The organism is Kitasatospora sp. NPDC090308, assembly GCF_044769485.1.
Classification (GTDB): Bacteria; Actinomycetota; Actinomycetes; order Streptomycetales; family Streptomycetaceae; genus Kitasatospora; species Kitasatospora fiedleri.
Genome location: NZ_JBIVXY010000028.1, coordinates 24,327 through 50,751 on the forward strand (window position 1 = coordinate 24,327; position 26,425 = coordinate 50,751).

Sequence of the window (26,425 nt, forward strand, 5' to 3'; positions counted from 1 at the left end):
CTCCTCTCTCGTCCTCTCGTCCTCCACACCCAGGGAGCGGGCCGCATGCCGAAGGCACCCACCACCGACCTCTTCGACCGGGCCCGCGCCTGGCTGGCCGAGGACCCCGACCCGCAGACCCGCGCGGAGCTGACCGCGCTGCTGGCCGCCGCCGAGGGGCCGGAGGCCGAGTCCGAGGAGCGGATCGCCTGGTCCCGGCTGGCCGAACGCTTCGCCGGGCGCCTGCAGTTCGGCACCGCCGGGCTGCGCGGTGAGCTGGGCGCCGGGCCGATGCGGATGAACCGCGCCGTGGTGATCCGGGCCGCCGCCGGCCTGGCCGCGTACGTCCGGAAGAACCCGGCGCTCGGCGACCTGGTGGTGATCGGCTACGACGCCCGCCACAAGTCGTACGACTTCGCGCTCGACACCGCCGCCGTGGTGGTGGGCGCCGGGCTGCGCGCCGCGCTGCTGCCCCGCGCGCTGCCGACGCCCGTCCTGGCGTTCGCGATCCGGCACCTGGGCGCGGCGGCCGGCGTGGTGGTCACCGCCAGCCACAACCCGCCGCAGGACAACGGCTACAAGGTGTACCTGGGCGACGGTTCGCAGATCGTCCCGCCCGCGGACGCCGACATCGCCGCCGAGATCGACGCGCTGGGCGCGCTCGCCGACGTCCCGCGCGCCGAGTCCGGCTGGGAGGTGCTCGGCGACGACGTCCTCGCCGCCTACCTCGCCCGCGCCGCCGCCGTCCTCGACCCGGCCGGGCCGCGCGACCTGGCCACCGTCTACACCCCGCTGCACGGCGTGGGCCGCGACGTGCTGCTCGCCGCGTTCGCCACCGCCGGGTTCCCGGCGCCGACCCTGGTCGCCGAACAGGCCGAGCCGGACCCGGACTTCCCCACCGTCGCGTTCCCCAACCCGGAGGAGCCGGGCGCGATGGACCTCGCCTTCGCCACCGCCCGCGCGGCCCGCCCGGACCTGGTCATCGCCAACGACCCGGACGCCGACCGCTGCGCCGTCGCCGTCCCCACCGCCGACGGCGACTGGCGGATGCTGCGCGGCGACGAGGTCGGCGCCCTGCTCGGCGCGGCCCTCGCCGCCAAGACCACCGACGGCGTGTTCGCCACCACCATCGTCTCCTCCACCCTGCTCGGCAGGATCGCCGCCGCGGCCGGGCTGGGCTACGCCGAGACGCTCACCGGCTTCAAGTGGATCGCCCGCGCCGAGGACATCCGCTACGGCTACGAGGAGGCCCTCGGCTACTGCGTCGACCCGGACGGCGTCCGCGACAAGGACGGCATCACCGCCGCCCTCCAGATCGCCGAACTCGCCGCCGGGCTCAAGCGCGACGGCCGCACCCTCACCGACCTCCTCGACGACCTCGCCCTCACCCACGGCCTGCACGCCACCGACCAGCTCTCCGTCCGGGTCGACGACCTCACCGTCATCACCGACGCGATGTCCGCCCTCCGCGACAAGCCCCCGGTCGAACTCGCCGGCCTCACCGTCACCCGCGCCGACGACCTCACCACCGGCACCCCCGACCTCCCCCCCACCGACGGCCTCCGCTACCACCTCGACGGCCCCGCCATCACCTCGGCCCGCATCGTGGTCCGCCCCTCCGGCACCGAGCCCAAGCTCAAGTGCTACCTCGAAGCCGTCCTCCCCGTCCCCACCCCGGCCGACCTCCCGGCCGCCCGCCGCCGCGCCCAGGCCCTCCTCGACGCCCTCAAGCAGGACTTCGCCCTCGCAGCGGGCCTCGCCTGACCGCACCTCAACTCCCCCGAGGGGTCCGGACGGTGATGTCCGGGCCCCTCCGGCGTTCCACCCGACCGCCGGCACTACGATCGGTCCGCACCCGCACGGCCCGCCGCCCCGGAGCGTGGCCGCGAAGCCGCGGGGCCACGGAGAAGGGGAACGCCGATGGAACCGCTCTTCGCCGACGAACCAGAGCCCGACGACGTCGACCGGCGACAGTCCGCGCTCCTCGACGCCGTCCGCCGCGGCGGGCCCGTCGACACCCCGGACGCCGACCTGTGGCGGGTCGGCTGGGCGACCGGCGTCGACCTGGACCCCCGGATGGTGTGGCAACTCCGGGTCGGCCCCGTGGTGGCCACCGCCTGGGGCGAGATCGACGGCCGACCGCTGCTCGCCACCGCCGTCGAGATCGAGGAACGGCCACCGGCCGAGCCGAAGCAGCGGCGGCACCGGCTGGAGGTCCGGGACGTGCTGTCCGGCCGGGTCCGTACGGTGGACTGCGAAGTACCCGTCCGCGTCCTGGCATTCGCGCCCGACGCGTCGGAACCGCTGCTGATCTCCGGACACACGGACGGCACGGTGCGGACATGGGCCCTCGCGGACCTCACGCACCGCCGGGCGCTCGATGCCGGTGAGCGCCCGCACACCCTGGCGGTCCTCGGCCGCGGATCAGACACCCGACTGCTGGTGGGCACTGACTGGGGCGGCCTAGGACTCTGGAACCTGGCGACCAGCGACCGGCTCCGTCTCCCGCACCTGCCGCCCGTCTCCGGGATCAACTCCGGCCCCCTCCCCGACGGGAGCCCGGTCGTCCTGCTCGCCGACGACGGAGTCCTGCTCTGGCACCCGGACGGGGACGGCGTCCACCGGCTCCCCGTTCCCGACACACTGCTCCCGGTCCAGAGCGCGACCCTGTCGCTCTCGGCCGGACGGGAGGTGCTGACAGTCCTCGACCAGTCCCACGTCTGCGCCACCATTGACCTGACGACGGGTCGGCACCAGATCCTCACGGCCCACCGGAACACGTTTCCGGACCAGCTGATGCAGTCCGAACTGGGCTGGGGCGCCGACCTCCACCCGACGGTGACGGGGTCCGTCCTCGCGGTGCCGGTCAAGTGGCAGGTCCACCTCTGGAACGTGCACACCGCAGAGCCGGCCGGTCCGCCCCTCACCGGTCCCGTGGCACGGGCGGCGACCACGGCCGTCCGCCGGCAGGGGCGCGACCTCCTGCTGACCTCCTCCGAGCAGGACGGTGTGGTCGCGCTCTGGGATCCGTCCGTCCCGGCGGATTCCAAGCCCGGACATCGGCAACGCCTCGTCGCCGTCACTGTCGCCGGACCGGACGGGGTGGTGGTCAGCGCTGACGAGGGCGGCACCTTGGTGGCCCGCCGTGCGGCCGACGGCTCCCTGCTCGCACCGCCCCTCGCCACCGACGTCGTGGGGACCGGAGCCCTGGCCTCCTGGACCGAAGACGGCCGTCCGCACGCCGCCACCGGGGCCGGCTCCCCGCACGCACCCGACCTGCTCCTGCGCCGCTGGGACCTGGCATCGGGCAGTTCGGTCGGCACGCCGATCCGTACCGACAGCGCGACCGTCCGCTGGATCGCCCACCGGCGCCTGCGCGTCGGCAACGCACTGGTCGTCCACGGGTACGGGGACATCGCCTTGCTGGGCACCGCCGACGGGGCACCACTCGCCACGATCTCCGTGGACACCCGGACGAACACCACCGGATTCGCCGTCGGCACACTCGACGGGCGGGCGATCGCCGCCCTGTCGTCCTACGACGAACCGGCCCGCCTCTTCGACCTGGACGACCCGTCGTCCGGATCGGAGATCCTGCCGGGAACGGAGGGCCACCCCGTACTGGCGATCCTCGACGGCCGACTCGTGACCGTCCGTTCCGAGGACGCGGCGGACGGCGCCACCGCACTCCGAGCCTGGGACCGCGCGGGCCGACCGGCGGGACCCGAGATCGACGGCCGGGCCGCCGTCACCGCCGTCGCGGGCCACGGGTGGCCCCAGCTGTACGTGGCCCGTACCGATCACACCCTCACCGTCGTCGACCTGAGCACCGGCGAGCCCTCGACCCGGCCTCTGCTGCTGCCCGGCCCCGCCACGTGCCTCGCAGCCACCTCCGACGGCGTGCTGGTCGGATTCGGCCAGGACCTCGCGCTCGTGTGTCCACCGGTCCGGGGACGCCGCTGAGAAAGGAACGGGGTACCCCTGGGCGGGCACCCCGTTTCGTGCTTCTCTTCAGCCGTTCACTGCTATCCCGTGAACTTGATCTCCTCCCACTTCTGGAACTTCAGGCCGTGATTCGCGAATGCCTCTTCGGCAATGGATCGCAGCGAGCAGAAATCGCCTCCCAGGCTCCTGGCCTTGTAGTGGCCGGAGCCGTTGTTGGCCATCGTGATCACGCCGTTCGCATCCACGTCGAACTGCCCGGCCAAGTACACGGGTTGGTTGTCGGAGAGTGAAGTGTGGCCGGCGTATCCCTTGATGCGGGACGCCACCCGGTCGGACATGGCGTGGAACGAGCCGTCCGTACGGACCACGTAGATGTAGCTCCCCTCATCCAGCTTCCGCGGCTTATCGGGGGTCCCCAGCTTGACCTTCTTCGCCGCATCGCGCGACTCGAGCATGGGTTGGGGGGACGAGTTGCTCGGCCCGTCCGGGTGGTTCTCGACCTTGTCGCGGCCGGGCTCCCACTCCTTCTTCTCGCAGTTGTGCACCAGGAGCGAGGTGGCGCCCGACTTGACGTAGTAGGTGTGGACGTCGGCCACGGTCAAGTCGTGGGTGACGGCGGTCCGGTGGTAGTTGCGGACCTCCGTGACCGTGACGGTGCCGCCGTCGAGGGTCTGGACCTGGTCGCCGGGGGCGAGGTCGTGGGCCTCGGTCCAGCGCTTGGTGGTGACGTCCCACAGCGGGTGGTGCCAGGTGGTGGTGAGGGTGATCGAGCCCTGTTCGGTGCCCTCGGCCTGGAGTGTCAGGTCGGTGAAGTCCCGGTCGTCAGGGGTGGTGATGGTGGCGACCACGGACTTCGCTCGGGTGACCCCGGTCTGGGGGTCGGTGGCCTTGACCTGGTCGCCCTCCTGGAGCTGGTCGATGGCCTTGGTGGTGCCGTCGGCCAGTTCGACCGGGGTGCCCGCGAGGAAGCTGTGGCAGCCCGGTGAACTACTGGAGGGTTCGTCGACCGTCGGTTTCGCGTCCTCGGCGGCCTTGGCCGCCTGTTGTTCGGCTTCGAGTGCCTCGTGCTCGGCCTTCCGGGCGACGGTGAGTGCCTCTTCGGCGCCCTTGGCGATGCGTTCGGCGCTGCGGATGGCGCTGTAGGCCTTCTCGCCTTCCCGCCAGAGTTTGAACGCCTTGATGCCGACCTTGACGGCCTTGAAGACCTTGGTCCACGGGACGAAGTTCAGGGCCGTGTTGATGCAACCCATCACGTCGCCCTTGGTGAAGCAGTCTCGGGCGTCGTTGAAGCCGATCAGGTCGCCGACCACGTCGACGATCTTGCTGATCAGTTCCTCTCGTGCCTGCTTCGCCTTGGCCAGGGCCTCGTCGGCGGCCTGCTTCTGCCGCATGGCGTCGTTGGAGGCGTTCTGCGCGGCCTTGGCTGCCGGGCTGGTGCTGGTGCCGCCGCTGCCGTCCGAGCCGCTGCCGTTGCCACCGCCTCCGCCACCGCCTCCGCAGATGCCGTTGCAGACGCCGGGGGTCGGGTCCGGGTCGCGCATGAGGCCGTTCGGGTCGGAGCCGTCGACCGGGTTGTTGCCGGCGTAGGCGTAGCCGTTCCAGGACTGCGGATCGGATTCGTTGAACACCGGGTCGACGGAGAGGAAGCGTCCCGTCTTCGGATCGTATTGCCGGGCACCGAGGTTGGTGAATCCGGTGTCCTGGACGGTGCCGCCGACGAAGCCCTTGCTGCCGGCCCAGACCCCGGTGCCGGGCTGGGTGCCGCGGGCGTTGCCGAAGGGGTCGGTGGGGCGCCGGACCACGTTCAGGTTGGCGGCGTCCATCTGGACGCCGGCCGTGCCGTGCGGATCGGAGGACTGGTAGTAGAGGGCGGTGCCGCCGCCGTCGGAGATGGTGCGGGTGACGGTCAGTCCGCCGGGTGCGGCGTAGTAGCGGGTGGCGGACAGCTTGTGGGTGGCGGTGTCGAGGGTGACCTCGTCGGTGCCCAGGTAGAGGGTGGTCTTGCCGCCGACCCGGCGGATCAGCTGGTTGCCGCTCGCGTCGTAGACGTAGCTGGTGTCACCGGCGGTCCCGGTTCCGTGGACCTTGGCGAGCTTGCCCTGGTTGTCCCAGGTCAGTGTCTTGGTGCCTGCGGTGTCGGTGATGGAGGCGGTGTTGCCGGCCGCGTCGTAGGTGGACGTGGTGACCTTGCTGGTGCCGTTCGCGCTGGTCGTGGAGGTGAGCAGGGCGTGCGGACCACCGGTGCCGCCGCTGGTGGCCGGGTCGGTGGACGGGGTGTTGGGGCCGGTCGCGAAGGTCTGGTCGGTCTGCTTGTCGTTGACGACCGCGCCGGTGGTGTCGTGCTGGACCAGCTTGGTGCGGTTGCCGGTCAGGTCGTAGGAGTAGGACTGCCAGTACGGGGCCGGGCCGCCGATCCGCGCGGACGCGGTGAGCGCCGTCGGCTCGGTGGCGTCGGTGCAGCCGCCGATGCCCTGCACCGAGGGTGCCGGGGCGGTGGCGGTGGTGCCCTTGTCGGTCCACGCCGCGGTGAGACGGCCGAGGTAGTCGTAGGTGAAGCACTGCAGGTCGGTGTTGGTACCGTCCTGCACCGTCTTCGCCGACGTGATCGATCCCGTCTTGCTGTAGGTGTAGTTGGTGAGGTCGACGTGGGTCGTGGCCGAGGTCTGCTTGTCCAGGGTGGACTGCACGACGCGGCCGGTGGCCGGGTCGTACTGCTGGGTGGAGACGACCTGCTTGCCGGACTTGCCGATGGTGGTGCGGGTGGCGCGGCCGAACGCGTCGTACTTCATGTCCTGGACGTAGTAGTCCAGTCCGCTGGAGGTCTGGAAGTTGCCGTCGATGTCGTAGGAGTTGCCGACGGTCTCGGCCTTCAGCCCGGCCAGGGACGGCATCTTGGTCTTCTCCAGCAGTCCCAGGACCGGGGAGTAGCTGAAGGACAGGGTGTAGGTGGTGGGGAGTTGCGACTCCGTGCCGATCGTCGGGATCGTCATCGACGTCCCGGTCGGCCGGTAGTTGAGGTCGTAGCCGGTGACCGTGCTGACGTACGCGACCTTGGCGGTCCCGTCAGGGGTGTCGGCGTAGACGGTCGAGCTGTCGGGCTTGCCCAGGACCTGCGCGTCGTACGTCCACGCCGCGAGCTTCTTGCTCGTGTCGGTGGTGTCGGTCCCGTCGTACTGCGCCACCGGACGGCCCAGCAGGTCGTACGTCGTACTGGTCGACTTGCCGCGTGCGTCGGTGACGGTGGTGACGTGCCCGGCCCGGTCGTGGGCCATGCTCGCCGTGCCGGTGTCAGGATCGGTCGAGCCGGTCTGCTGGCCGAGCTGGTCGTAGCTGTACGTCCACCGGTGCGGCGGGTTGCTGCTGTCCTGGCGCCAGCTCGGCCGGCCCGCCAGGTCGTACCCGTAGGTGGTCGCGTCGTAGGCCCCGGTCGGGGTGTTGGTCTTGTACTGCCGGGACTCCACGGTGGCGCCGGTGGCGTCGGTGATCTCCGCGACGGCGTAGCCGCCGGCGGGCGCGGTGCTCTCGGTGCGTTCGGCGCCCGGGTAGGACACCGTGTTGCGCCACTGCTCCTGGCCGTAGGACATGAACTTGCTGGCGGTGACGCGGCCGAGGCCGTCGTACTCGTTCCAGGTCTGGTGCGGGACTTGGGAGTCCTGCGGGAGGAAGACCTCCGGGACGGGGCCGGAGTCGGGGTTGTAGTAGGACGGGGTGGACTTGATCTGCCAACCGTGCGAGTCGAAGGTCGACTCGGAGATCAGACGGCCGATCTGGCCCTGGACCGGCACCGACTGCGACTGGCGGACCCGCCCGAGGCCGTCGTAGATCTGCAGGCTCTTGGCGTAGGTGCCGTCCTCGCGGATGCTCTCGCTGGTGACGATCGACGGGGACGCCGAACCGTTCAGCGCGTAGGTGAACTTCCGGTTCGGGGTGTCCTTGCCGTCGGTGTCGGCCGGGTCTCGGCCGGGCAGCCAGACCGCGGTGAGGCGGCCCAGCGCGTCGTAGGCCTCCAGTGTGGTGCGGCCGTTCTCGTCGACCAGCTTGGTGGGCAGGCCGCGAGCGGGGTCGATGACGGTGGTGGACTTCCAGCCGAGCGGGTTGGTGACCTCGACCTTGGAGGGCAGTTCGCCGGTGGCGGGGGTGTACGCCGTGGTGGTGGTCGCGCCGTTCGGGTGGGGGTCGTCGGTGCGGTTGGGGTCGGTGGTGGCGACCTGGCGGCCGTAGTCGTCGTACCGGGCCCTGGACATCACCTTGTAGTTCGCGGTGTTGTTCGCACCGTACGACTCCAGGACCTGGTTCTCGGTCTGGTCCGCCCTGTCGCCGATGGTGCCGAGCGCCCGGCCGTCGTAGACGGTCAGCGCGTCGGAGATGGTGTTGGTGGGGTCGGGCGTCTGGTCGCAGGAGCCGGCCAGGGTGAGTACCCGGAAGGGGAGCTCGACCAGCGCCGGGTTGCTGCCCGAGGCGTAACCGACCCTCGTGCACTGGCGCTGCGGCAGCCCGCTGAGCGAGGTGTCGCCGAGGACGTCCGTGGTCAGGACGCGTCCGGCGTGGTCCTCGTCGTAGGTGGCGGTGCGCTCGGTGGTGCGCCACTGGCCGTTGGACAGTAGCGAACGGGTCTTCACGTCGGCCGTGTTGACGTACCGGGCCGTGACCTTCGGCAGGTTGCCGGTCTGGGTGTGGGTCGCGGTGGTCTTGGAGAGCCAGGGGGTGGTGAGTTCGCCACCGACGACCTTGGCGCCGGGTGCGTCAGACTCGTAGTTCTGGGTCTCCCGGACGAATCCGGCCAGTTCCTCGGCGTCGGTGATCGACTCGCCCCAGCTGTCGGTGACCTGTCCGCCCATGCCGCGCAGGAAGGTGCTGACCGACTTGGTGCGCGGGCCGTCCGAGCCGGATCCCGTCGTGGTGGTGACGGTCTGGTATCCGCGGAAGTTGTCGTAGGTGCGGGTGTCGTCGTCCGCGAACTCGGAGTCGTTGCGGTGCCAGGCCGCGCCACCGCCGTAGCTGTACCGGGTCTCCTTGGCCACGGTGGAGCTGGTGACCGGCGATGATTCGGTGATCGAGGCGACCAGGTACTTGTGGAACCAGTCGTCGATCGGCTTGGTGCCGGCCGTCGAGCCCGGCGGGACCCACTTCACCGGCATGCAGGCCATGGTGTTCCCGGCCTCGGAGGCCGGCATGGTGTGGTTGGTGCGGGAGCACTCGACCGGCTTGTAGGTGACGGTGATCCGGCCACCGGTCTCGGTGGTGATCGCCTTCATCCGGGGGCGGTTGAACTGCGAGACCGCCGGGACGAGGCCGTCGACCCGGTTCGGCAGCTGGTCGGCCTCGAAGGAGACGGCGGGCACCGGCAGGTCGGCCTGTCCGTTCTTGCCGGTGCGCTCGATCGAGTTCAGCCACAGGGTCGGCGCGGTGCCGTCACCGGGGTCGGAGAAGATCTGGTGGAGTTCCCAGGAGTCCACCACCCGGGCGGCGCCGCTGACGTACACGGCGGTCTCGACCTTGGTGAGCCGCTTGGAGGTCCAGAACGACGGGCCGTAGTTGGTGCAGGCTCCGGACGAGGTGCAGGCCTGGTCGAGCGGGGTGTCCGGCCAGGAGGACTGGTTGGCCGCCACGCGCTGGGCCTCGCTGCAGGCGAACGTCTCGGTGGGGAAGCAGCGTTCCTCGGTGCCGAAGGTGATCTTCGCCGCGGGGTTGCCGGCCCCCTTGGACGCGATCTGGTCGGAGAGCCGCAGACCGTACTGGATCTGCGAGACGTTGGAGTACCGGTCGTACGCGGTGCGGGTGCCGGTGCCGTTGTTCTGGCCGCCGCCGCGCGCGTAGTAGTTGGACTCCTTGGCGTACTGGTACTTGATCAGGTTGCCGTGGAGGTCGACGATGTAGTCGAGGTTCCACTGCCAGCCCATCTGGCACCAGGAGGCCGCACCCGTCGAGGACTTGTAGCAGGGGTCCCCGGTGTGCGGATGGTACACCGGCACGGTGTTGACCGAGTTGCTGGCGGAGTCGGTGCCGTCGCCACCGGGCAGGTGGTTGGCGCCGAAGTAGTACTGGGTGCCGTCGGTGGTGGTGACCTTGAAGCCCTCGCCGTTCCAGGCCCCGTTGTTCAGGCCGGTCAGCGGGGTGATCAGGGTGCCGTCGTCGCCCTGCAGCCGCAGTACACCGGTGGTGTCGTCCTTGACCACCAGTCCGGCGTGACCGGCCAGGTTGAGCTGGAGCGACTGCCCGGCCCAGCACTCGTCGCCGGACGTGTCGATGCCGGACTTGGCGCACGGCTTGTACGAGCGGGAGATCGAGCCGGCCGAGTAGTCCCAGCCGTCGCCGATCCAGCCCGACTGCGAGTTGTCGGCAGCGGTGCGCCCGTCCACCGACGAGGAGTCGTAGCCCAGCATCACGCTGGGGGCGGCCCCGCCGAGCGCGGTCGGCATGTCGAAGGTGTACGAGTAGGTGAAGTTGCCGGAGTTGGAGCCGGCGCTCCAGGCCGCGGACGGGCTGATCGGCGTCGCCGCGAAGGAGCCGGAGGGACCGGAGGATTGGGTCTGCAGGGACAGCAGCATCGCGCCGGAGGAGGCGGTGGGGGCCTGCTCGACGAACCCGGCCTGCACGGCCGCGCCGGTGGCGCCGCCGTCGAGCGCCGTGCGGGTGGTGCCCGCGGCCGGTGCCTCGGGCAGTTGCACGTCGGCGGTCAGTAGGCCGGCCGGCGATTCGAGGGTGAACGGCACCGGGGTGCTGGTCCGGCACTCCGGCTTGTCCGGTGTGGTGAGCGCGCACTCGGGCAACCGCACCAGCCGGGCCCGGTCGGACCACATCGCGTTGCCGGTCAGCGCCTTGACGTCCAGCGAGACCTGGAGCCGGTGGCCACCCCCGGCCGAGCCGCCGGCCCCCTCCAGCTCGACCACCGGGCCGGCCGAGCCGGCCGCCCTGGCCCTGTCCTCGTCCAGCAGGTCGACCTTGACCGTCGGCGGGCCGGCGGCCTCCTCCTTCGCCGTGCCGAGGTCGGACAGGAACACCGGCAGGTCGCCGGCCCGGACCTTGGCCTTGCCCCCGGACGACGGGGCGGCTCCGCCGCTGAGCCGACGGGCGGCCTCCTGCTCCTGCGACACGTCGGTGACCGGGACGGTCGCCGATCCGGCCTTCGCCGGGGCCGCGGTGGACTGCTTCCACTCCCGCGGCACTCCGCCGCCGCTGGTGCCGCCGCTCTTGCCCTCGGACCGGCCGGACACCGAATCCGTCTGCTGCAGCGGCGTGGTGGGCGGAACCCACACCTTCGGCGCCTTCTCGGCGAACGCCGGTGGCGCGCCGAGCAATGACCCCGTCACGGCCATGAGCGTCAGCATCCCCACCGCCCGGTACCGGCCTCTCAGCCGGTGCCGGAGCGGGGTGCGTGCACGCTGTGCCTCCATCTCGATCTCCCCAATCCAGTGAAGAACACGCACAAATGACGCCCAGTCACGAAACGGGGCGTCATGGAGCAAGTGCAGTGGTCGACATGAGAATCTAGGGATCGAAGACCGGTCGACACCAGGCCCGAACGGCCAAATTCACCATCCCGTTATACAGCCCTCCGCCGAATCGGAGCAGCTCAAGAAATAGCGGGCACAAGCCTTTCGAAGTGCGCTTGAAACCGCCTCGGCGGAATTACTCCGGGGAATTCCCGGAGGGATTTCCGAGGCGGTGGGACCGACCGAGGGCGCGGGAGCGCCCTCGGTCGGTCCGGTCGGACTGTCCGTCAGGCGGCCGTCCCCAGGCTCCAACGCTGCGGGTAGGTCTGGTTGCAGTCCCAGATCTGCAGCCGCGTCCCGTTGGTGACGGTGCCGTTCGGGAGGTCCAGGCAGCGGCCGGACATCGGGTTGTAGAGGGACCCGTCGGCCCGGAAGACCCACTGCTGGGCGGGGTTTCCGTCGCAGGTCCACAACTGGATCCTGGTGCCGTTGCCGGTGGCGCCGCCGGTGACGTCGAGGCAGCGGCTGAGGATCTTGACGGTGCCGTTCGGCTGCGCGGTGGCCTTCTGCGCGGCGCTGTCACCGCAGTCCCAGATCTGGATCGCGGCGCCGTCGACATCCGTGCCGTTGTTGGCGTCCAGGCACTTGTTGGAGCCGATCGCGGCCGGCAGGTCGATCGCGAGCCGGTTGGTGACGCTGCCCGGATCGGTCGCGGAACCGTACAGCACGACGTCGCTGACGCTGCCGTTGAACGAGGCCGCGTACGCGCCCGCGTTCTGGTAGTTGCCGATCACCAGCGGTGCGGCGTAGCCGAACTTTCCGGTGTGCACGGCACTTCCGGCGAGCATGCCGTTGACGTACAGCGTCATGACCCCGGTGCCGGCGTTGTAGCTGGCGGTCAGGCGGTCCCAGCGGCCCTGCTGGTAGCGGGCGGCGGCGGTCCCGCTGGACGAGGTGGTGTCGTAGCTCTTGTTCACGCTGTCGGCGGTGGCCATCGAGAAGTGCCAGTTGGCGTCCTGGCCAGGCTCGAGGGTGAAGCCGCTGGAGAGCGTGCCCTTGGTGGACAGCACCGGCCCCTGCCGGGTGCCGTCCGCGGTGCCGGGCTTGGCCCAGACGCTGACGGTGAAGGACTTCGAGGTGTCGACCGTGAGCCTGCTGGTCTGGGACGCCGCGTAGTCGATCACCGAGCCCGAGTCGATCCCGTTGTCGCCCTTGCCGGCGAAGTGGGCGACGCGGGTCTCCTTGCCGTTCACCGTGTCGGCCGGGAAGCCGACCGCGGGGCTGGCCGTCATCGGGTACTTGCCGTACACGTCGGTGACGGCGGAGCCGTCGAGCTTGATCCGGCCGAGCGCGCGCCGGGTGTCGCCCTGGTCGCCCGGGGTGGCGGCGAAGCCGGTGACCGTGGGGGAGCCGGTGACCGCGGTGCCGGGCCAGACCTTGAGGTGGTTGGCGGAGTCGAGGGCCCAGAGGTCGGGCAGGCCGTCCTTGGTGGCGTCGCCGCTGGAGCCGATCTTCGGGTAGGCCGCGACGGTGAACTTCTGGGCGCCGACCACCCGGGCCCTGCTGGTCGGGTCGGCCAGGTTGCCGAAGTCCAGGTAGCCGCCGGCGTTGAGCCCGATGTCGTAGGCCCGGATGGTGCCGTCGGTCCGGTCCCTGGTCCACAGTGTGGGCTGGGAGGTGCCGGAGGCGTTGCCCGGGTTGATCAGCTCGTAGTTGTCCCAGTTGGCTCCGGAGACCTTGAGCGCGGGCGCGTCGATCTTGTTGGTGGGGTCGGTGCGGTAGAGCCACAGGCTGCCGCCCTCGACCGTGAGGATCGAGGTCTGGTTGACGGTGGTCAGGGTGTCGTCGTCGTTGAGGCCGGCGTTCAGCGAGCCGAGGGAAGCCACCTGGGTCAGACCGGTCCAGTTGCCGCTCCAGCCGCTGGGCGCCGTGGTGAGCGCTTTACCGCCGCTGTCGACCCACAACGTCGGTTTGGCCAGCAGCACGGGCGCCTTGAAGGTGCCGTCGCCGTTGTTCTGGTACAGGTAGAGGTTCCTGGCCAGCGATGTTCCGCCCGAAGTCGCGTTGGTCCATACGATCGCGTCGTCGACCGTCATCTCGCGCAGGGCGCCGAGGTGGGTGGTCCGGACGGTCACACCCGCGGCCGGGTCGCTCTTCCAAGTGGTACCGCCGGGCGCGAGGCCGAGCGGGGCCGCCTGGAAGCTGGTCGCGTCGCTGTCCAGGTCCACGATCCGCAGGTTGCCGAGGTCGTCGGGAAGCAGGATGTCACCGCGGCCGTCGTTGTCGAGGTCGCCGGGGGTGCCGGTGCCGATGCTCAGGTCCCAGGCCACGTAGAAGGTGTACGGCATCGGCTGGCTGTAGTTGCCGGCCACGTCCATCGCCTGCACGAACAGGGTGTTGGTGCCCCACTTGCTCGGGGTGAACGAGAAGGTGCCGGAGGCGCCCTTGATCACGCCGTCCTTGTCGGGTGTGCCCGCGGCGTCGCAGGACCAGCCGGTGGCGGGGGTCGGGTCGGTGGTCCAGCGCGCGCAGGCCACGCCCGAGGCGGCCAGGCCCGCGGCGGGTGCCGGGTCCTGCGTCGTGAGGGTGAAGGTGCCGGTTTCCCTCACCTTCTTCGTCGGGGCGGCGCCGATGGTGCCGCTGGCCGGGAAGTCGCCGGAGGCGATGCTCACCTGCGGCGGGGTCTTGTCGACGCGGAAGTAGCACCAGGGGGTGTCCCCCGAGGAGAGCGAGCCGTCGGTGGCGTGCGCAGTCCAGCCGTACCGGTGGCCGTCCGTCAGGCGGTCGACGGAGGCCGTGGCGGTGCCGTAGCTGCCGGCTCCCGCGCTGGTGGGCCAGAGGCTCCAGTTGCTGTCGTTGTCGTCCCAGACGTGGAAGTTGGCCGTGACGGAGGCACCGATCGGCGACCAGGCGTAGGCGTTCAGGTAGATGTACTGGTTGGCCCCGACCCAGCCGGGGTTGTCCCAGGGATTCCCGCCGGGGGTCTGGCATTCGCTGGGCCGGGTCTTGAACGTGGGGTCACTGATGAAACCGGGCGTCGGTGTGGTCCGCGGGGACCAGATCGTCGGCGCGATGTCGTAGTACGTGACGATGTGCGGGTTGGGGCCCAGGTGGTGGCGCAGCAGCTTGTCGGTCTCGTTCTCGGCGGAGATGCCGATCGTCCAGTTGGGGATCTTCTCGTTGACGATCTTCTGCATCCACCAGGTGACGTCCCAGGCGATCTGGCCGGTACCGGTGATGTCGGCGTTGGCGGCCCAGGTGCAGCCGGCCATCTTGCCGTTGGGGCCGCAGGGCTGGTTGTTCCAGGTGGTGGTGCCCTGGAAGGCCGGCGCGCTGTAGACGTTCAGGGTCGACTTGGTGCTCGGGGACGAGGCGTCGACCACGTCGGCGAACAGGGTGGCCCGGTTGACGGTCGCGGTGCCGTGGCCGCCGCCCTCGAACAGGCCGTCGGGGCTGGGGATCTGGTAGTAGGCGCGGTAGCGGCCGTAGCCGGTGCAGTTCGAGTAGCCGCAGTAGCCGACGCCCAGCGCGCTGAGGGTGTTGACGTTGGCGGTGTCGGGGTGGTTCTCCTGGACCTGGGCGTTGATCGTGGCGCCCCTGTCGACGCTGGTCTCGGGGTCGAGGTACCAGGGGCCGGTGCCTTGGCCGAAGGTGGCCGGGTCCGGGGTGAGCACCAGTTCGGTGTCGTTGGCGGAGACTCCCATGGCGGAGACCACGGCGCTCGCGCCGGGCCGCTCGGCGGTCGAGGTGTCCGCCACGGCCTGCGCGTCGTCGGCGCCGGGGGCCGCGAACAGCGACTCCGCCCGGGCCGCGCCCGGCTTCACCAGCGGGGCCGGAGCGGGTGCGGTGCTGGAGTCCCACTGGAACGGGGTCGGCGCGTGGAAGCGCACCCGGCCCTGGGCGTCGGTGAGCGAGACGTTGCCCGCCCGGTCCGAACTCGTCGTCAGCCCGGTGGTCGTCAGCGGGAAGCGCAGGCTCTTCAGCCGCGGATCGGCGGCGGCCTGCGCGGTCTTCACCACGATCACGTCGCGCCAGCCGCCGTCCGGACGGGCCGTCACCTGGAGGTCCACGTCCGGCAGTACGGAGGAGTAGGTCGCGGTCGCGCCGTCCAGGGTCGGCGCCGGCAGCGGGAACGGCGCGCCGATCGACATCGAGGCGCCGTCAGCCGTGGCGATCTTCGCGAGCGGGCCGTCGCCACCGCCGGAGAGCACCAGTTCGGAGCCGGTCAGGGCCGGGGTGACGGTGCCGTCCGCGTTGCCGTGCAGGGTCGGGTCGAGGGTCTGCCAGGTGCCGTTGCGCTTGGTCCGGACATCCTGGGTGTTGGCGTCCGAGTACAGCGTCCGCCCGTCGGTGTCGGCGAAGACCTCAGTGGTCTCGTCCGTCATCGAGTCGATCCGGACCGGCTTCCCGGTGGTCCCGGCCCGCTGGAGGGCCGCCCGGATCTCCTTGGTCTGGGCGGACTCGGCCGGCGGCTGGGTGCTGTCGGCTGTGGACGTCGGCGCCGGCGCCGGGTCCCCGGCCCAGGCAGCCGGGGAGGAGAGCGCGGTGAGCACGAGCGCCGTGGCCGCGGCCACCACCACCCGGCCGAGCACGCTTCCTCCGTCGGAGCGGGTCCCCCGTCTGCGATGTCTCCATGAGGTCGTGTCGGACATGGCGTACGTGGTCTCCCTCCCAGCAGCCCGCCCCCCACGGACAGGCATTCGGTCGGGAACAATGCATCCTCTGTGAAGAAAAGGTCAAGGCATTTAGCGAGATGCCCGGAATTGTCCTGACTGTTCGTCAAGACTCCATGAGTCAAGGGCTTTCCACTCGCACGCCCGCAAAGTCGGCGATCCGAGAATCCGGAAGTCCACCGAGTTCGTGGGCGAAACAGGGAGGATTCGGGAGAGCCCGGGACAAGGAGGCAGGAGATGCCGTCCCCGGGCGCGCCCGCGCTACCGGTCCGTCCGGTACGCCGCCACCACGGTGGGCAGGAGGCCCGGGAAGCGCTGTTCCAGGTCGGCCGCGCGGAGGGTGGTGAGGCGGCGGTTGGCCTCCTCGCGGTGTCGGATCACGCCCGCTTCGCGGAGGACCTTGAAGTGGTGGCTGAGGGTGGAGGGGGCGACGTCGACCGGGAAGGTGCCGCAGGCGCGTTCGGGTTCGTCGCTGAGGGTCTCCACGATGGTCATCCGGGTCGGGTCGGAGAGGGCGTGCAGGACGTCCAGCAGGTCGATGTCGTCGGTGGCGGGGTAGTGGGGCGCCTCGCGGCGGCGGGCGGCACGGGGCACGGGGTCTCCTCCGGCGATGTTCGACAGGTGTCGAAGTTTCGTGGTACCAGTGGTAGTAATTCGACGTTCGTAGAACATCGTAACTGCGACCGCTCCAGGGGGACCACCATGCGCGCACTCGTCATGACCGAAGCCGGCGGCGCCGAGCACAGCCACGTCCGCGAGCTCGAAGCGCCGCGGCCCGGCCCGGGGCAGGTCGCGATCGGGGTCGCCTACGCCGGGCTCAACTTCGTGGACGTGATGGCCCGTCGCGGCGACGCCGGCTACACCGCCGCCTGGCCCCACCACCCCGGCCGGGAGGTGGCCGGCACCGTGCTGGCCCTCGGCGAGGGCGTCACCGGGCCCGCCGTCGGCACCCCCGTGGTGGCCGCCACCCGCGGCGGCGGCCTCGCCGAGGTCGTGGTCGCCGACGCGGAGCTCACCGTCCCCGTCCCGGACGGCGTGCCGCTGGACGTCGCCGCCACCGCGCCTCTCGGCCTGGCCACCGCGCTGCTGCTGCTCACCGACGCCGGACGCTTCGCCCCCGGCGAGAGCGTCCTGGTCCACTCGGCGGGCGGCGGCATCGGCACCGCCGTCGCCCGCCTGCTGCCGCTGCTCGGCGGCGGGCGCCTGCTGGGCACCGTCGGCCGCCCGGAGAAGGCCGCGGGCGCCCGCCGGCACGGCTACGAGGCGGTGCACGTCCGGGGCGCGGGCCTCGCCGAGGAGGTGCGGGCGGCGAACGGCGGGCGCGGCGTCGACCTCGTCCTCGATCCGCTGGGGGCCACCGCGCTCGACCTCGACCTCGACCTGCTCGCACCGGGCGGCCGGATCGTCCTGTTCGGCAACGCGAGCGGGGCGGGCCCCGCGCCGCTGCCGCCGCTCACCCGGCTGCTGGGGGCCAACGCCACGCTCACCGGGTTCAGCCACGGCGGGCTGCTCGTCCAGGCCCCCGCGAAGGTCGCCGGCGCCGTCCGCCGCGCCCTCGACCTGCTGGCCACCGGGGCGCTCGCCACCCCGGTGACGGTCCTCCCGGACCTCGTCGACGTCCCCGCCGCCCACGACCTGCTGGCCGCCGGGCGCGGTGAGGGCAAGTACGTCGTCGCGCTGAATCCCTGACCGGAGAGCCCCGGGAAGCCCGGGCCTCCGCGCTCAGGTCGCCGCGATCACCGTGACCAGCGCGACCAGGCCCGCCAGGGTCGGGGCGATGACCCACCAGCACCAGGTGGTCCGCAGTTCGCCGGCCGCCGAGGGCTTGTGGGCGTTGCGCTCGGCCTGCTCCTGGAGGGTGGTGACCACGGCGTCGGACCAGGCGCGGGTGGGGTCGAGCCGGTCCGGGCGGGCGGTCTTGCCGGCGGGCCGGGCCGGGAGGTGCGGGTCGCCCGCGGCGGCGGCGCGGCCGGCCCGGCGGGTGGCCTTCTTGCGCTGGCGGATCGAGACCGGGATCGCCCAGACCTGGAACTTGCGTCCGGCGGCGAAGAGTTCGACCGAGTAGCCGGCCTTGAGCCCCTCGACCGTGGCCCAGGGCGCGACGATCGTGCGCAGCGGGTTGCGGACGAGCAGCCGACGGTCGTTGGCGCGCACCACCGGCCGCAGGGTGTAGGCGATCACCGGGAAGGCGAAGACGGGCGCGGCGGCGAGGGCGACCCACGGGGTCGAGCCGGTGCCGGACACCACGGCGTCGATGATCAGCCAGGCGGCGACGGCGAGCATCATGACGCCCGCGATGACGCTGGGGACGGAGCGGTACACGCGGTCGGCGTACACGGGCTCGTCGGCGGCGGAACCCTGGTGGGGTGTCCGGTCGGATTCGGTCATGCCGTCGATTCTGCCCCAGGCCCGCGGCCGTCCCCAATGGCGACCCGGGCACGGGACGGTCACGAATGACCGCCCCGCGAAAGTCCCACGAAAGCCCCACGACGACCCCGCGAAAGCCCCGCGACGCCCCCGCCGGACCCGCCGCCGCCCGCGTCAGCCGGTGCGCCGCCGCAGGGTGGCGGCGGCGAGGCCGAGCGCCAGCAGCGCGCTCCCGGCCACCACGGCGAGGTCGGCCAGGACGCGCCCGCTCACGCCGCCGTGCGCCGCGGTGCGGCCCATCGCGTCGACGGCGTAGGAGAGCGGCAGCACGTCGGAGACCCAGCGCAGCACGGGCGCCATCCCGGCGCGGGGCACGAACAGCCCGCAGAGCAGGAGCTGGGGCAGCAGGACCGCGGGCAGGAACTGGACGGCCTGGAACTCGGTGGCGGCGAACGCGGAGACCAGCAGGCCGAGCGCCGTGCCGAGCAGCCCGTCGGCGACCGCGACGGCGAACAGCATCCAGGTCGGCCCGGCGACGTCGAGGCCGAGCACGCCGAGGGTGAGGGCGGAGGCGAGCGCGGCCTGGACCAGGGCGACGGCGCCGAAGGCGAGCGCGTAGCCGAGCAGCAGGTCGGGCTTGCCGAGCGGCATGGTGAGCAGGCGCTCCAGGGTGCCGCCGGTGCGTTCGCGGAGCATCGCGACCGAGGTGACCAGGAACATCACCAGCAGCGGGAAGACGCCGAGCAGCTCGGGGCCGATCCGGTCGAAGGTGCCGGGCTGCCCGTCGTACATGTACCTGAGCAGGACGAGCAGCAGGCAGGGCACCAGCAGCAGCATGGCCGCGGTGCGCGGGTCGTGCCGCAGCTGGGCCAGCACGCGGCCGGCGGTGGCGAGGGTGCGGCGGGCGGCGGGGTTCACCGGGGGTCCTCCGGTCCGGTCCGGACGAGGGTGAGGAAGGCGTTCTCGACGTCGGCCGTGCCGGTGGCGGCGAGCAGCGCGGCGGGGGTGTCGTGGGCGAGCAGGCGGCCCTCGCGCATCAGCAGCAGGCGGTCGCAGCGGGTGGCCTCGTCCATGACGTGGCTGGAGACCAGCAGGGTGGCGCCGTCCGCGACGAGGCCCCGGAACAGCTCCCACAGCTCCTGCCGCAGGACGGGGTCGAGGCCGACGGTGGGCTCGTCCAGGACCAGCAGTTCGGGGCGGCCGAGCAGCGCGGCGGCGAGCGAGACCCGGGCGCGCTGGCCGCCGGAGAGCCGGGCGGCGGGGGTGCGGCGGTGGGCGTCCAGGCCGACCCGGGCGATCACCCGGGCCGGGTCGCCGGGCGGGGCGCCGAGGACGGCGGCGAAGTAGTCGAGGTTCTCCCCGACCGTCAGGTCGCCGTACACGGACGGGGCCTGGGTGACGTACCCGACCCGGTCCCGCAGCGCGGCGGACCCGGCCGGGCGGCCGAGCACCGTGACCGTCCCGGCCGCGGTGCGCTGCACGCCGACGACGCTGCGCAGCAGGGTGGTCTTCCCGCAGCCGCTGGGCCCGAGCAGCCCGGTGACGCTGCCGCGGGCGACCTCCAGGTCCAGTCCCGGCAGCACGGTGGCCGCGCCGCGGCGCACCACCAGCCCCTCGACCCTGATCGCGGGGCCGTCGACTGGCCCCGCCGGAGAATTCATCATGTGATGAGTTTCCTGTCGCGCACCATCCCCGTCAAGCCCCCGTCAAGCCCCGTCAAGCCCTCGCGGAGGCCCCGCGGAGGCCCCGCCCACCGGCCCCCGCCCGGCACCCGGGGAACGGCCGCTCCCCGCCCCCGCCCGCCGCGACGGCGCCCGGAACGGACCGCGCGCTCCCCCCCTTGACAGCCCGCCGATAAGCGGTACGGCCGGGACACCCCGGTTCGGTACGATTGCGTCGGCCGGACGGCAGCCGAAACGCCCCGCACCGGCCCCTCTGAACCCGTCCGCGGCCGCGCTCCCGGCGCGCCCGCCGGAGAGCATGGGAGTCCCCCAGGATGACTCGGCAGTTGATCACCAGCGCGCTTCCCTACATCAACGGGATCAAGCACCTGGGCAACATGGTCGGGTCGATGCTCCCGGCGGACGTCTACTCCCGGTACCTGCGCCAGCGCGGCCACGAGGTGCTGTACATCTGCGCGACCGACGAGCACGGCACCCCCGCCGAGCTGGCCGCCCAGGAGGCCGGGCTGCCGGTGGCCGAGTTCTGCGCCCGGGCGCACGACCAGCAGAAGGCGATCTACGACGGCTTCCAGCTGTCCTTCGACTACTTCGGCCGCTCCTCCTCGCCGCAGAACCGCGAGATCACCCAGGAGATCGCCCGCGAGCTGCACGCCAACGGCTTCATCGAGGAGCGGGCGATCCGCCAGGTGTACTCGGTGGCCGACGGCCGCTTCCTGCCGGACCGCTACATCGTCGGCACCTGCCCGCACTGCGGCTACGACAAGGCCCGCGGCGACCAGTGCGAGAACTGCACCCGCGTGCTGGACCCGACCGACCTGCTGGAGCCGCGCTCGGCGATCAGCGGCAGCTCCGAGCTGGAGGTGCGCGAGACCAAGCACCTGTTCCTGCTCCAGTCGAAGCTGACCGACGAGGTGGAGTCCTGGATCGCCGCCAACGGCGACAACTGGCCGGTGCTGGCCTCCTCGATCGCCCGCAAGTGGCTGACCGAGGGCCTCCAGGACCGCGCGATCACCCGCGACCTGGAGTGGGGCGTCCCCGTCCCGGCCGACGTGTGGCCCGAACTGGCCGCCGAGGGCAAGGTGTTCTACGTCTGGTTCGACGCCCCGATCGAGTACATCGGCGCCACCAAGGAGTGGGCGGACGCCACCGGCGGCGACTGGCGCTCCTGGTGGTACGAGGCGGACGACACCGTCCGGTACACCGAGTTCATGGCCAAGGACAACGTCCCGTTCCACACCGTGATGTTCCCGGCCACCATCCTCGGCTCGCGCAAGCCGTGGAAGAAGGTCGACTACGTCAAGGCGTTCAACTGGCTGACGTACTACGGCGGGAAGTTCTCCACCAGCCAGAAGCTCGGCATCTTCACCGACGTCGCGCTCGAACTGCTGCCGGCCGACTACTGGCGCTACTACCTGATGGCGAACGCCCCGGAGTCCGACGACTCCAGCTTCACCTGGGACCTGTTCGCGGCCACCGTCAACAAGGACCTCGCCGACACCCTGGGCAACTTCGTCAACCGGGTGCTCTCCTTCAGCCGCAAGCGCTTCGGCGACGAGGTCCCGGCCGGCGCGGCGAACGGCGCGGCGGAGGAGCAGCTGGGCGGGCAGATCGCCGAGCTGCTGGCCGAGTACGAGGCCCAGCTCGACGCGCTGAACTTCCGCAAGGCCGCGCAGGCGCTGCGCGCGCTCTGGTCGGCGGGCAACGCGTACCTGGACGTCACCGCGCCCTGGACGGAGATCAAGACCGACCCGGAGGCGGCCGCCCGCACCCTGCGCACCGCGATCAACCTGATCCACCTGTACGCGGTGGTCTCCGAGCCGTTCATCCCGGCCGCGGCCAAGGCGGTCCGGGAGTCCTTCGCGCTGGACGGCGACACCCGCACCTGGGTGTCCGCGGACGAGGCCCGCGCGCTGTCGCTCGTCCCGGCCGGGACGGGCTTCACCGTCCCGCCGGTGCTGTTCGCCAAGATCACCGACGAGGACCTGGCCGCCTGGACCGAGCGCTTCGGCGGCGGCCAGGCGTAGCCTCCCTCAGCCCGTCAGGTACCCCTGGACGGTGCGGCCCAGCAGCGGGGCCAGCACCTCCGGGGGTGCCGAGGCGAGCGGCTCGACCGCGATCACGTACCGGGCCACCGCCAGGCCGACGACCTGCGCCATCACCAGTTCGACCCGCAGCTCCGGCTCCGGCACGTCGAGCCGGTCCGCGACCCGGGCGACCAGCTCGGTCACCATGAAGCCGCGCATCAGCGCCGCGACCTCCTCGCTGGCGGCGGCCGTCCGCACCAGCGCCAGCAGCCGCTCCCGCACGGCCGGCTGCTCCCAGAGCGCCAGCACGAAGCCCGCCACCCGCTCGCCGACCGTCGCCGGGTCGCCCGCGAACACCTGCTCCACCACCGTGCGCGGGTCGAACGGGAACTCCAGCGCCGCCGCGAACAGCCGGTCCTTGCTGCCGAAGTAGTGGTGCAGCAGCGCCGGGTCCACCCCCGCGGCCCGGGCGATCGCCCGCATGCTGGCCTTCTGGTAGCCGCGCGCCGCGAACTCCGTCCGGGCCGCCGCCAGCACCGCCCCCCGGGTGTCCTCGCCCCCGGGCCGCCGCCCCCGCGCCTTCGTGCCGCCGTCCATCCCGCCATTGTCCCCGGGACGGCGCGGGGCCGGGGACGCCGCCCGCGCCGGGAGCGGGCAGATTTCGGTCAGGACTCGAAACCGACCCGCCCTACCGCCTGCCTACGCGCGTAGATATGCTGCTCTGGTGACTATGTCCACTCTTGCAGCCAACGCCCCCGGCGCCGCGGGCGGCGGTCTCGCGGACGTCGCGGCGTCCGAGGCCACCCTGCGCCGTTTCCTGCACGGCCTGCCCGGGGTCGATCAGGTCGGCCTGGAGTCGCGGGCGGCGAGCCTCGGCACGCGGTCGATCAAGACCACCGCCAAGGCGCTCGCCATCGACCTCGCCATCTCGATGATCGACCTGACCACCCTGGAGGGCGCGGACACCGTCGGCAAGGTCCGCTCGCTGTGCGCGAAGGGCCTCAGCCCGGACCCGTCCGACCGCTCCGCCCCGCGGGTCGCGGCGATCTGCGTGTACCCGGACATGGTGGCCACCGCGAAGGAGGCGCTGCGCGGCAGCGGCGTCCAGGTCGCCTCGGTGGCCACCGCCTTCCCGTCCGGCCGGGCCGGCCTGCCGGTGAAGCTGGCGGACACCGCGGAGGCGGTCGCCGCCGGCGCGGACGAGATCGACATGGTGATCGACCGGGGCGCCTTCCTCTCCGGCCGCTACCTGGAGGTCTTCGAGACGATCCGCGCGGTCAAGGCGGCCTGCGCGCGCCCGGACGGCAGCGCGGCCCACCTCAAGGTGATCTTCGAGACCGGCGAGCTGCAGACGTACGACAACGTCCGCCGGGCGTCCTGGCTGGCGATGATCGCCGGCGCGGACTTCATCAAGACCTCCACCGGCAAGGTCGCGGTGAACGCGACCCCGCCGGTGACGCTGCTGATGCTGGAGGCGGTGCGGGACTTCCGCGCGGCGACCGGCGTGCAGATCGGCGTGAAGCCGGCCGGCGGCATCCGCACCACCAAGGACGCGATGAAGTACCTGGTGATGGTGAACGAGACGCTCGGCGACGACTGGCTGAGCCCGCACTGGTTCCGGTTCGGCGCCTCCAGCCTGCTGAACGACCTGCTGATGCAGCGCCAGAAGCTGAGCACCGGCCGGTACTCCGGTCCCGACTACGTGACGGTGGACTGAGGACGATGTCGAAGACCAAGAAGACCGAGAAGCCCGGGGCCACGCCCGGAACCGCGAACCCGGCGACCGCGAACCCGGCGACCGCAGCCGCGACCGGGACCGAGCGGCCGCCCGCCCGCCGCTCCGGCCTGTTCGCGTACGCCCCGGCCCCCGAGTCCCCGGCCGCCGCGGGTGAGATCGCCACCGGCTACGGCCACTTCATCGGCGGCGAGTTCGTCGACTCCTCCGGCTCGGAGGCGCTGAAGACCGTCAACCCGGCGACCGAGCAGGTGCTGGCCGAGTTCGCCCAGGGCACCCCGGAGGACGTGGACCGCGCGGTCGCGGCCGCCCGCAAGGCGTTCGCCGACTGGTCGGCGCTGCCGGGCAGCGAGCGCGCCAAGTACCTGTTCCGGATCGCCCGGATCATCCAGGAGCGCAGCCGCGAACTGGCGGTGCTGGAGACGATCGACAACGGCAAGCCGATCCGCGAGACCCGCGACGTCGACCTGCCGCTGGTCGCCGCGCACTTCTTCTACTACGCGGGCTGGGCCGACAAGCTCGACCACGCGGGCTGGGGCCGCAACCCGCGCCCGCTGGGCGTGGCCGCGCAGGTCATCCCGTGGAACTTCCCGCTGCTGATGCTGGCCTGGAAGGTCGCCCCGGCGCTGGCCACCGGCAACACGGTGGTGCTGAAGCCGGCCGAGACCACCCCGCTGACCGCGCTGCGCTTCGCCGAGATCTGCCGCCAGGCGGGCCTGCCGAAGGGCGTGGTGAACATCGTCACCGGCGACGGCCGCACCGGCGCCGCGCTGACCGCGCACGAGGGCGTCGACAAGGTCGCCTTCACCGGTTCCACCCCGGTGGGCCGGGCGATCGCCAAGCAGGTCGCGGGCACCCGCAAGAAGCTCTCGCTGGAGCTCGGCGGCAAGGCCGCCAACATCGTGTTCGACGACGCGCCGCTGGACCAGGCGGTCGAGGGCATCGTCGACGGCATCTTCTTCAATCAGGGCCACGTGTGCTGCGCGGGCAGCCGCCTGCTGGTGCAGGAGTCGGTGCAGGACGAGCTGCTGGACGCGCTCAAGCGCCGGATGGGCACCCTGCGGGTCGGCGACCCGCTGGACAAGAACACCGACGTCGGCGCGATCAACTCGGCCGAGCAGCTGGCCCGGATCACCGAGCTGGCCGCGGCGGGCGAGCAGGAGGGCGCCGAGCGCTGGGCCCCGGAGTGCGAACTCCCGGGCGCGGGCTACTGGTTCCGCCCGACCCTGTTCACCGGCGTCTCGCAGGCCCACCGGATCGCCCGCGAGGAGGTCTTCGGCCCGGTGCTGTCGGTGCTGACCTTCCGCACCCCCGCGGAGGCGGTGGAGAAGGCCAACAACACCCCGTACGGCCTGTCCGCCGGCATCTGGACGGAGAAGGGCTCGCGCATCCTGTGGATGGCGAACCGGCTCCGGGCGGGCGTGGTGTGGGCGAACACCTTCAACAAGTTCGACCCGACCTCGCCGTTCGGCGGGTACAAGGAGTCCGGTTACGGCCGCGAGGGCGGCCGCCACGGTCTGGAGGCGTACCTCGATGTCTGAGCAGACTGTCCGACTGGACATCTTCAAGACCTACAAGCTGTACGTCGGCGGGAAGTTCCCGCGCTCGGAGAGCGGGCGGGTGTACGAGGTGACGGACACGGAGGGCACCTGGCTGGCGAACGCGCCGCTGGGCACCCGCAAGGACGCCCGGGACGCCGTGCTGGCGGCCCGCGCGGCGGTGAAGGGCTGGTCGGGCACCACGGCGTACAACCGCGGGCAGGTGCTGTACCGGGTGGCCGAGATGCTGGAGGGCCGCCGGGAGCAGTTCGCCGCCGAGGTGGCGGCGGCCGAGGGCGTGAGCGCCGGGCGGGCGGCGGCGCTGGTGGGCGCGGCGGTCGACCGCTGGGTCTGGTACGCGGGCTGGACCGACAAGGTCGCGCAGATCGCGGGCGGCGCCAACCCGGTGGCCGGGCCGTTCTTCAACCTGTCCACCCCGGAGCCGACCGGCGTGGTCGGCGTCCTGGCGCCGCAGGCCGGCACCGGCTTCTCGCTGCTGGGCCTGGTCTCGGTGATCGCCCCGGCGATCGCCACCGGCAACACCGTGGTGGTCGCGGCGGCCGAGCGGGCCCCGCTGCCGGCGCTGTCGCTGGGCGAGGTGCTGGCCACCTCGGACGTGCCGGGCGGCGTGGTCAACCTGCTCTCCGGCCGCACCGCGGACCTCGCCCCGACGCTGGCCTCCCACCAGGACGTCAACGCGCTCGACCTGGCCGGGGCGATCGCCCCGGACGGGCCCGGCGCGGCGGCGGCGCTGGAGGAGTCGGCGGCGGATACATTGAAGCGAGTGGTCCGACCGGCCGCCGACCCGTCCGCCGAGGACTGGACGGCCGAGCCCGGCACCGGGCGGCTGCTCTCCTTCCTGGAGACGAAGACGGTCTGGCACCCGATGGGCATCTAGCCCCCGGCCGACCGGCCAACTCCACACAGACCGGCCGTCCTCAGTGCCCTACCCCCCCCCGGGGCCCGGGCGGCCGTGACGGGCCCGCACTTCTCCCCCCCTGGTGCGGGCCCGTCCCCATGCCCGCACGCTGCGTGACGGGGCCGACCGG

14 protein-coding genes are annotated in these 26,425 nt (G+C 72.1%); 7 read left to right on the forward strand and 7 right to left on the reverse strand.

Annotation, left to right across the window (positions count from 1 at the left end; genetic code table 11):
* Positions 1–45 precede the first annotated feature (45 nt).
* Together ACIQVD_RS33475 and ACIQVD_RS33480 are read left to right on the forward strand one after the other, a co-directional pair.
* Complete coding sequence (locus tag ACIQVD_RS33475) at positions 46–1,743, forward strand: phospho-sugar mutase (protein WP_402292638.1); 1,698 nt, start codon at positions 46–48, stop codon at positions 1,741–1,743.
* A 156-nt stretch (positions 1,744–1,899) separates the two neighbouring features.
* Positions 1,900–3,942, forward strand: a complete 2,043-nt coding sequence (locus ACIQVD_RS33480) for a hypothetical protein (protein WP_402292639.1) — start codon at positions 1,900–1,902, stop codon at positions 3,940–3,942.
* A gap of 62 nt (positions 3,943–4,004) precedes the next feature.
* On the opposite strand, the gene ACIQVD_RS33485 is transcribed toward ACIQVD_RS33480, so the two are convergent.
* The 3 genes from ACIQVD_RS33485 to ACIQVD_RS33495 form a co-directional block, all read right to left on the reverse strand.
* Entirely contained in the window at positions 4,005–11,240 is a 7,236-nt protein-coding gene (locus tag ACIQVD_RS33485) for a polymorphic toxin-type HINT domain-containing protein (protein ID WP_402292640.1), read from the reverse strand.
* A gap of 404 nt (positions 11,241–11,644) precedes the next feature.
* Positions 11,645–15,949 (reverse strand): RICIN domain-containing protein, encoded by a 4,305-nt coding sequence (locus ACIQVD_RS33490; RefSeq protein ID WP_402292641.1) that lies wholly within the window; start codon positions 15,947–15,949, stop codon positions 11,645–11,647.
* Between the two features lie 342 nt (positions 15,950–16,291).
* Positions 16,292–16,624 (reverse strand): ArsR/SmtB family transcription factor, encoded by a 333-nt coding sequence (locus ACIQVD_RS33495; protein WP_402292643.1) that lies wholly within the window; start codon positions 16,622–16,624, stop codon positions 16,292–16,294.
* A 108-nt stretch (positions 16,625–16,732) separates the two neighbouring features.
* Here ACIQVD_RS33495 and ACIQVD_RS33500 point away from each other — a divergent pair, with 108 nt between their 5' ends.
* Entirely contained in the window at positions 16,733–17,719 is a 987-nt protein-coding gene (locus tag ACIQVD_RS33500; RefSeq protein WP_400687070.1) for a zinc-binding alcohol dehydrogenase family protein, read from the forward strand.
* A 33-nt stretch (positions 17,720–17,752) separates the two neighbouring features.
* On the opposite strand, the gene ACIQVD_RS33505 is transcribed toward ACIQVD_RS33500, so the two are convergent.
* The 3 genes from ACIQVD_RS33505 to ACIQVD_RS33515 all read right to left on the reverse strand — a co-directional run bounded on the left by ACIQVD_RS33505 (position 17,753) and on the right by ACIQVD_RS33515 (position 20,061).
* On the reverse strand, positions 17,753–18,418 hold the full coding sequence (locus ACIQVD_RS33505; protein WP_282205895.1) for a PH domain-containing protein: 666 nt from the start codon (positions 18,416–18,418) through the stop codon (positions 17,753–17,755).
* Between the two features lie 153 nt (positions 18,419–18,571).
* Positions 18,572–19,315 carry an ABC transporter permease gene (locus ACIQVD_RS33510; RefSeq protein ID WP_100837953.1) on the reverse strand — a complete coding sequence of 248 codons (744 nt, stop codon included), beginning with the start codon at positions 19,313–19,315 and terminating at the stop codon, positions 18,572–18,574.
* Positions 19,312–20,061, reverse strand: a complete 750-nt coding sequence (locus tag ACIQVD_RS33515; protein WP_402292644.1) for an ABC transporter ATP-binding protein — start codon at positions 20,059–20,061, stop codon at positions 19,312–19,314. The genes ACIQVD_RS33510 and ACIQVD_RS33515 overlap by 4 nt, the downstream gene beginning before the upstream one ends.
* 332 nt (positions 20,062–20,393) lie before the next feature.
* On the opposite strand from ACIQVD_RS33515, the gene metG reads away from it, so the two are divergent.
* Positions 20,394–22,103: a methionine--tRNA ligase gene (gene metG / locus ACIQVD_RS33520; protein WP_402292645.1), complete on the forward strand. Its 1,710-nt coding sequence runs from the start codon at positions 20,394–20,396 to the stop codon at positions 22,101–22,103.
* 6 nt (positions 22,104–22,109) lie between these two features.
* Here the strand turns inward: metG and ACIQVD_RS33525 are convergent, their stop codons facing one another.
* On the reverse strand, positions 22,110–22,700 hold the full coding sequence (locus tag ACIQVD_RS33525) for a TetR family transcriptional regulator (protein WP_111556317.1): 591 nt from the start codon (positions 22,698–22,700) through the stop codon (positions 22,110–22,112).
* Between the two features lie 133 nt (positions 22,701–22,833).
* Here ACIQVD_RS33525 and deoC point away from each other — a divergent pair, with 133 nt between their 5' ends.
* From deoC to ACIQVD_RS33540, 3 genes are read left to right on the forward strand one after another with little or no spacing between them, the layout of a single operon-like run.
* Positions 22,834–23,820: a deoxyribose-phosphate aldolase gene (gene deoC / locus ACIQVD_RS33530; protein WP_402292646.1), complete on the forward strand. Its 987-nt coding sequence runs from the start codon at positions 22,834–22,836 to the stop codon at positions 23,818–23,820.
* Between the two features lie 5 nt (positions 23,821–23,825).
* The gene (locus ACIQVD_RS33535) at positions 23,826–25,379 is read left to right on the forward strand and encodes an aldehyde dehydrogenase family protein (protein ID WP_402292647.1); all 1,554 of its coding nucleotides are present in this window, start codon (positions 23,826–23,828) and stop codon (positions 25,377–25,379) included.
* A complete protein-coding gene (locus tag ACIQVD_RS33540) occupies positions 25,372–26,274 on the forward strand; it encodes an aldehyde dehydrogenase family protein (protein ID WP_400687079.1) in 903 nt (300 codons plus the stop codon). Before ACIQVD_RS33535 ends, ACIQVD_RS33540 begins: the two co-directional genes overlap by 8 nt.
* Positions 26,275–26,425 lie beyond the last annotated feature (151 nt).

Bases quoted from the DNA above. Each gene is read 5' to 3' on its own strand.
- ACIQVD_RS33475 (WP_402292638.1), top strand. From the start codon at position 46: ATGCCGAAGGCACCCACCACCGACCTCTTCGACCGGGCCCGCGCCTGG.
- ACIQVD_RS33480 (WP_402292639.1), top strand. From the start codon at position 1,900: ATGGAACCGCTCTTCGCCGACGAACCAGAGCCCGACGACGTCGACCGG.
- ACIQVD_RS33485 (WP_402292640.1), bottom strand. From the start codon at position 11,240: ATGGCCGTGACGGGGTCATTGCTCGGCGCGCCACCGGCGTTCGCCGAG.
- ACIQVD_RS33500 (WP_400687070.1), top strand. From the start codon at position 16,733: ATGCGCGCACTCGTCATGACCGAAGCCGGCGGCGCCGAGCACAGCCAC.
- ACIQVD_RS33505 (WP_282205895.1), bottom strand. From the start codon at position 18,418: ATGACCGAATCCGACCGGACACCCCACCAGGGTTCCGCCGCCGACGAG.
- ACIQVD_RS33515 (WP_402292644.1), bottom strand. From the start codon at position 20,061: ATGATGAATTCTCCGGCGGGGCCAGTCGACGGCCCCGCGATCAGGGTC.
- metG (WP_402292645.1), top strand. From the start codon at position 20,394: ATGACTCGGCAGTTGATCACCAGCGCGCTTCCCTACATCAACGGGATC.
- ACIQVD_RS33525 (WP_111556317.1), bottom strand. From the start codon at position 22,700: ATGGACGGCGGCACGAAGGCGCGGGGGCGGCGGCCCGGGGGCGAGGAC.
- deoC (WP_402292646.1), top strand. From the start codon at position 22,834: ATGTCCACTCTTGCAGCCAACGCCCCCGGCGCCGCGGGCGGCGGTCTC.
- ACIQVD_RS33535 (WP_402292647.1), top strand. From the start codon at position 23,826: ATGTCGAAGACCAAGAAGACCGAGAAGCCCGGGGCCACGCCCGGAACC.
- ACIQVD_RS33540 (WP_400687079.1), top strand. From the start codon at position 25,372: ATGTCTGAGCAGACTGTCCGACTGGACATCTTCAAGACCTACAAGCTG.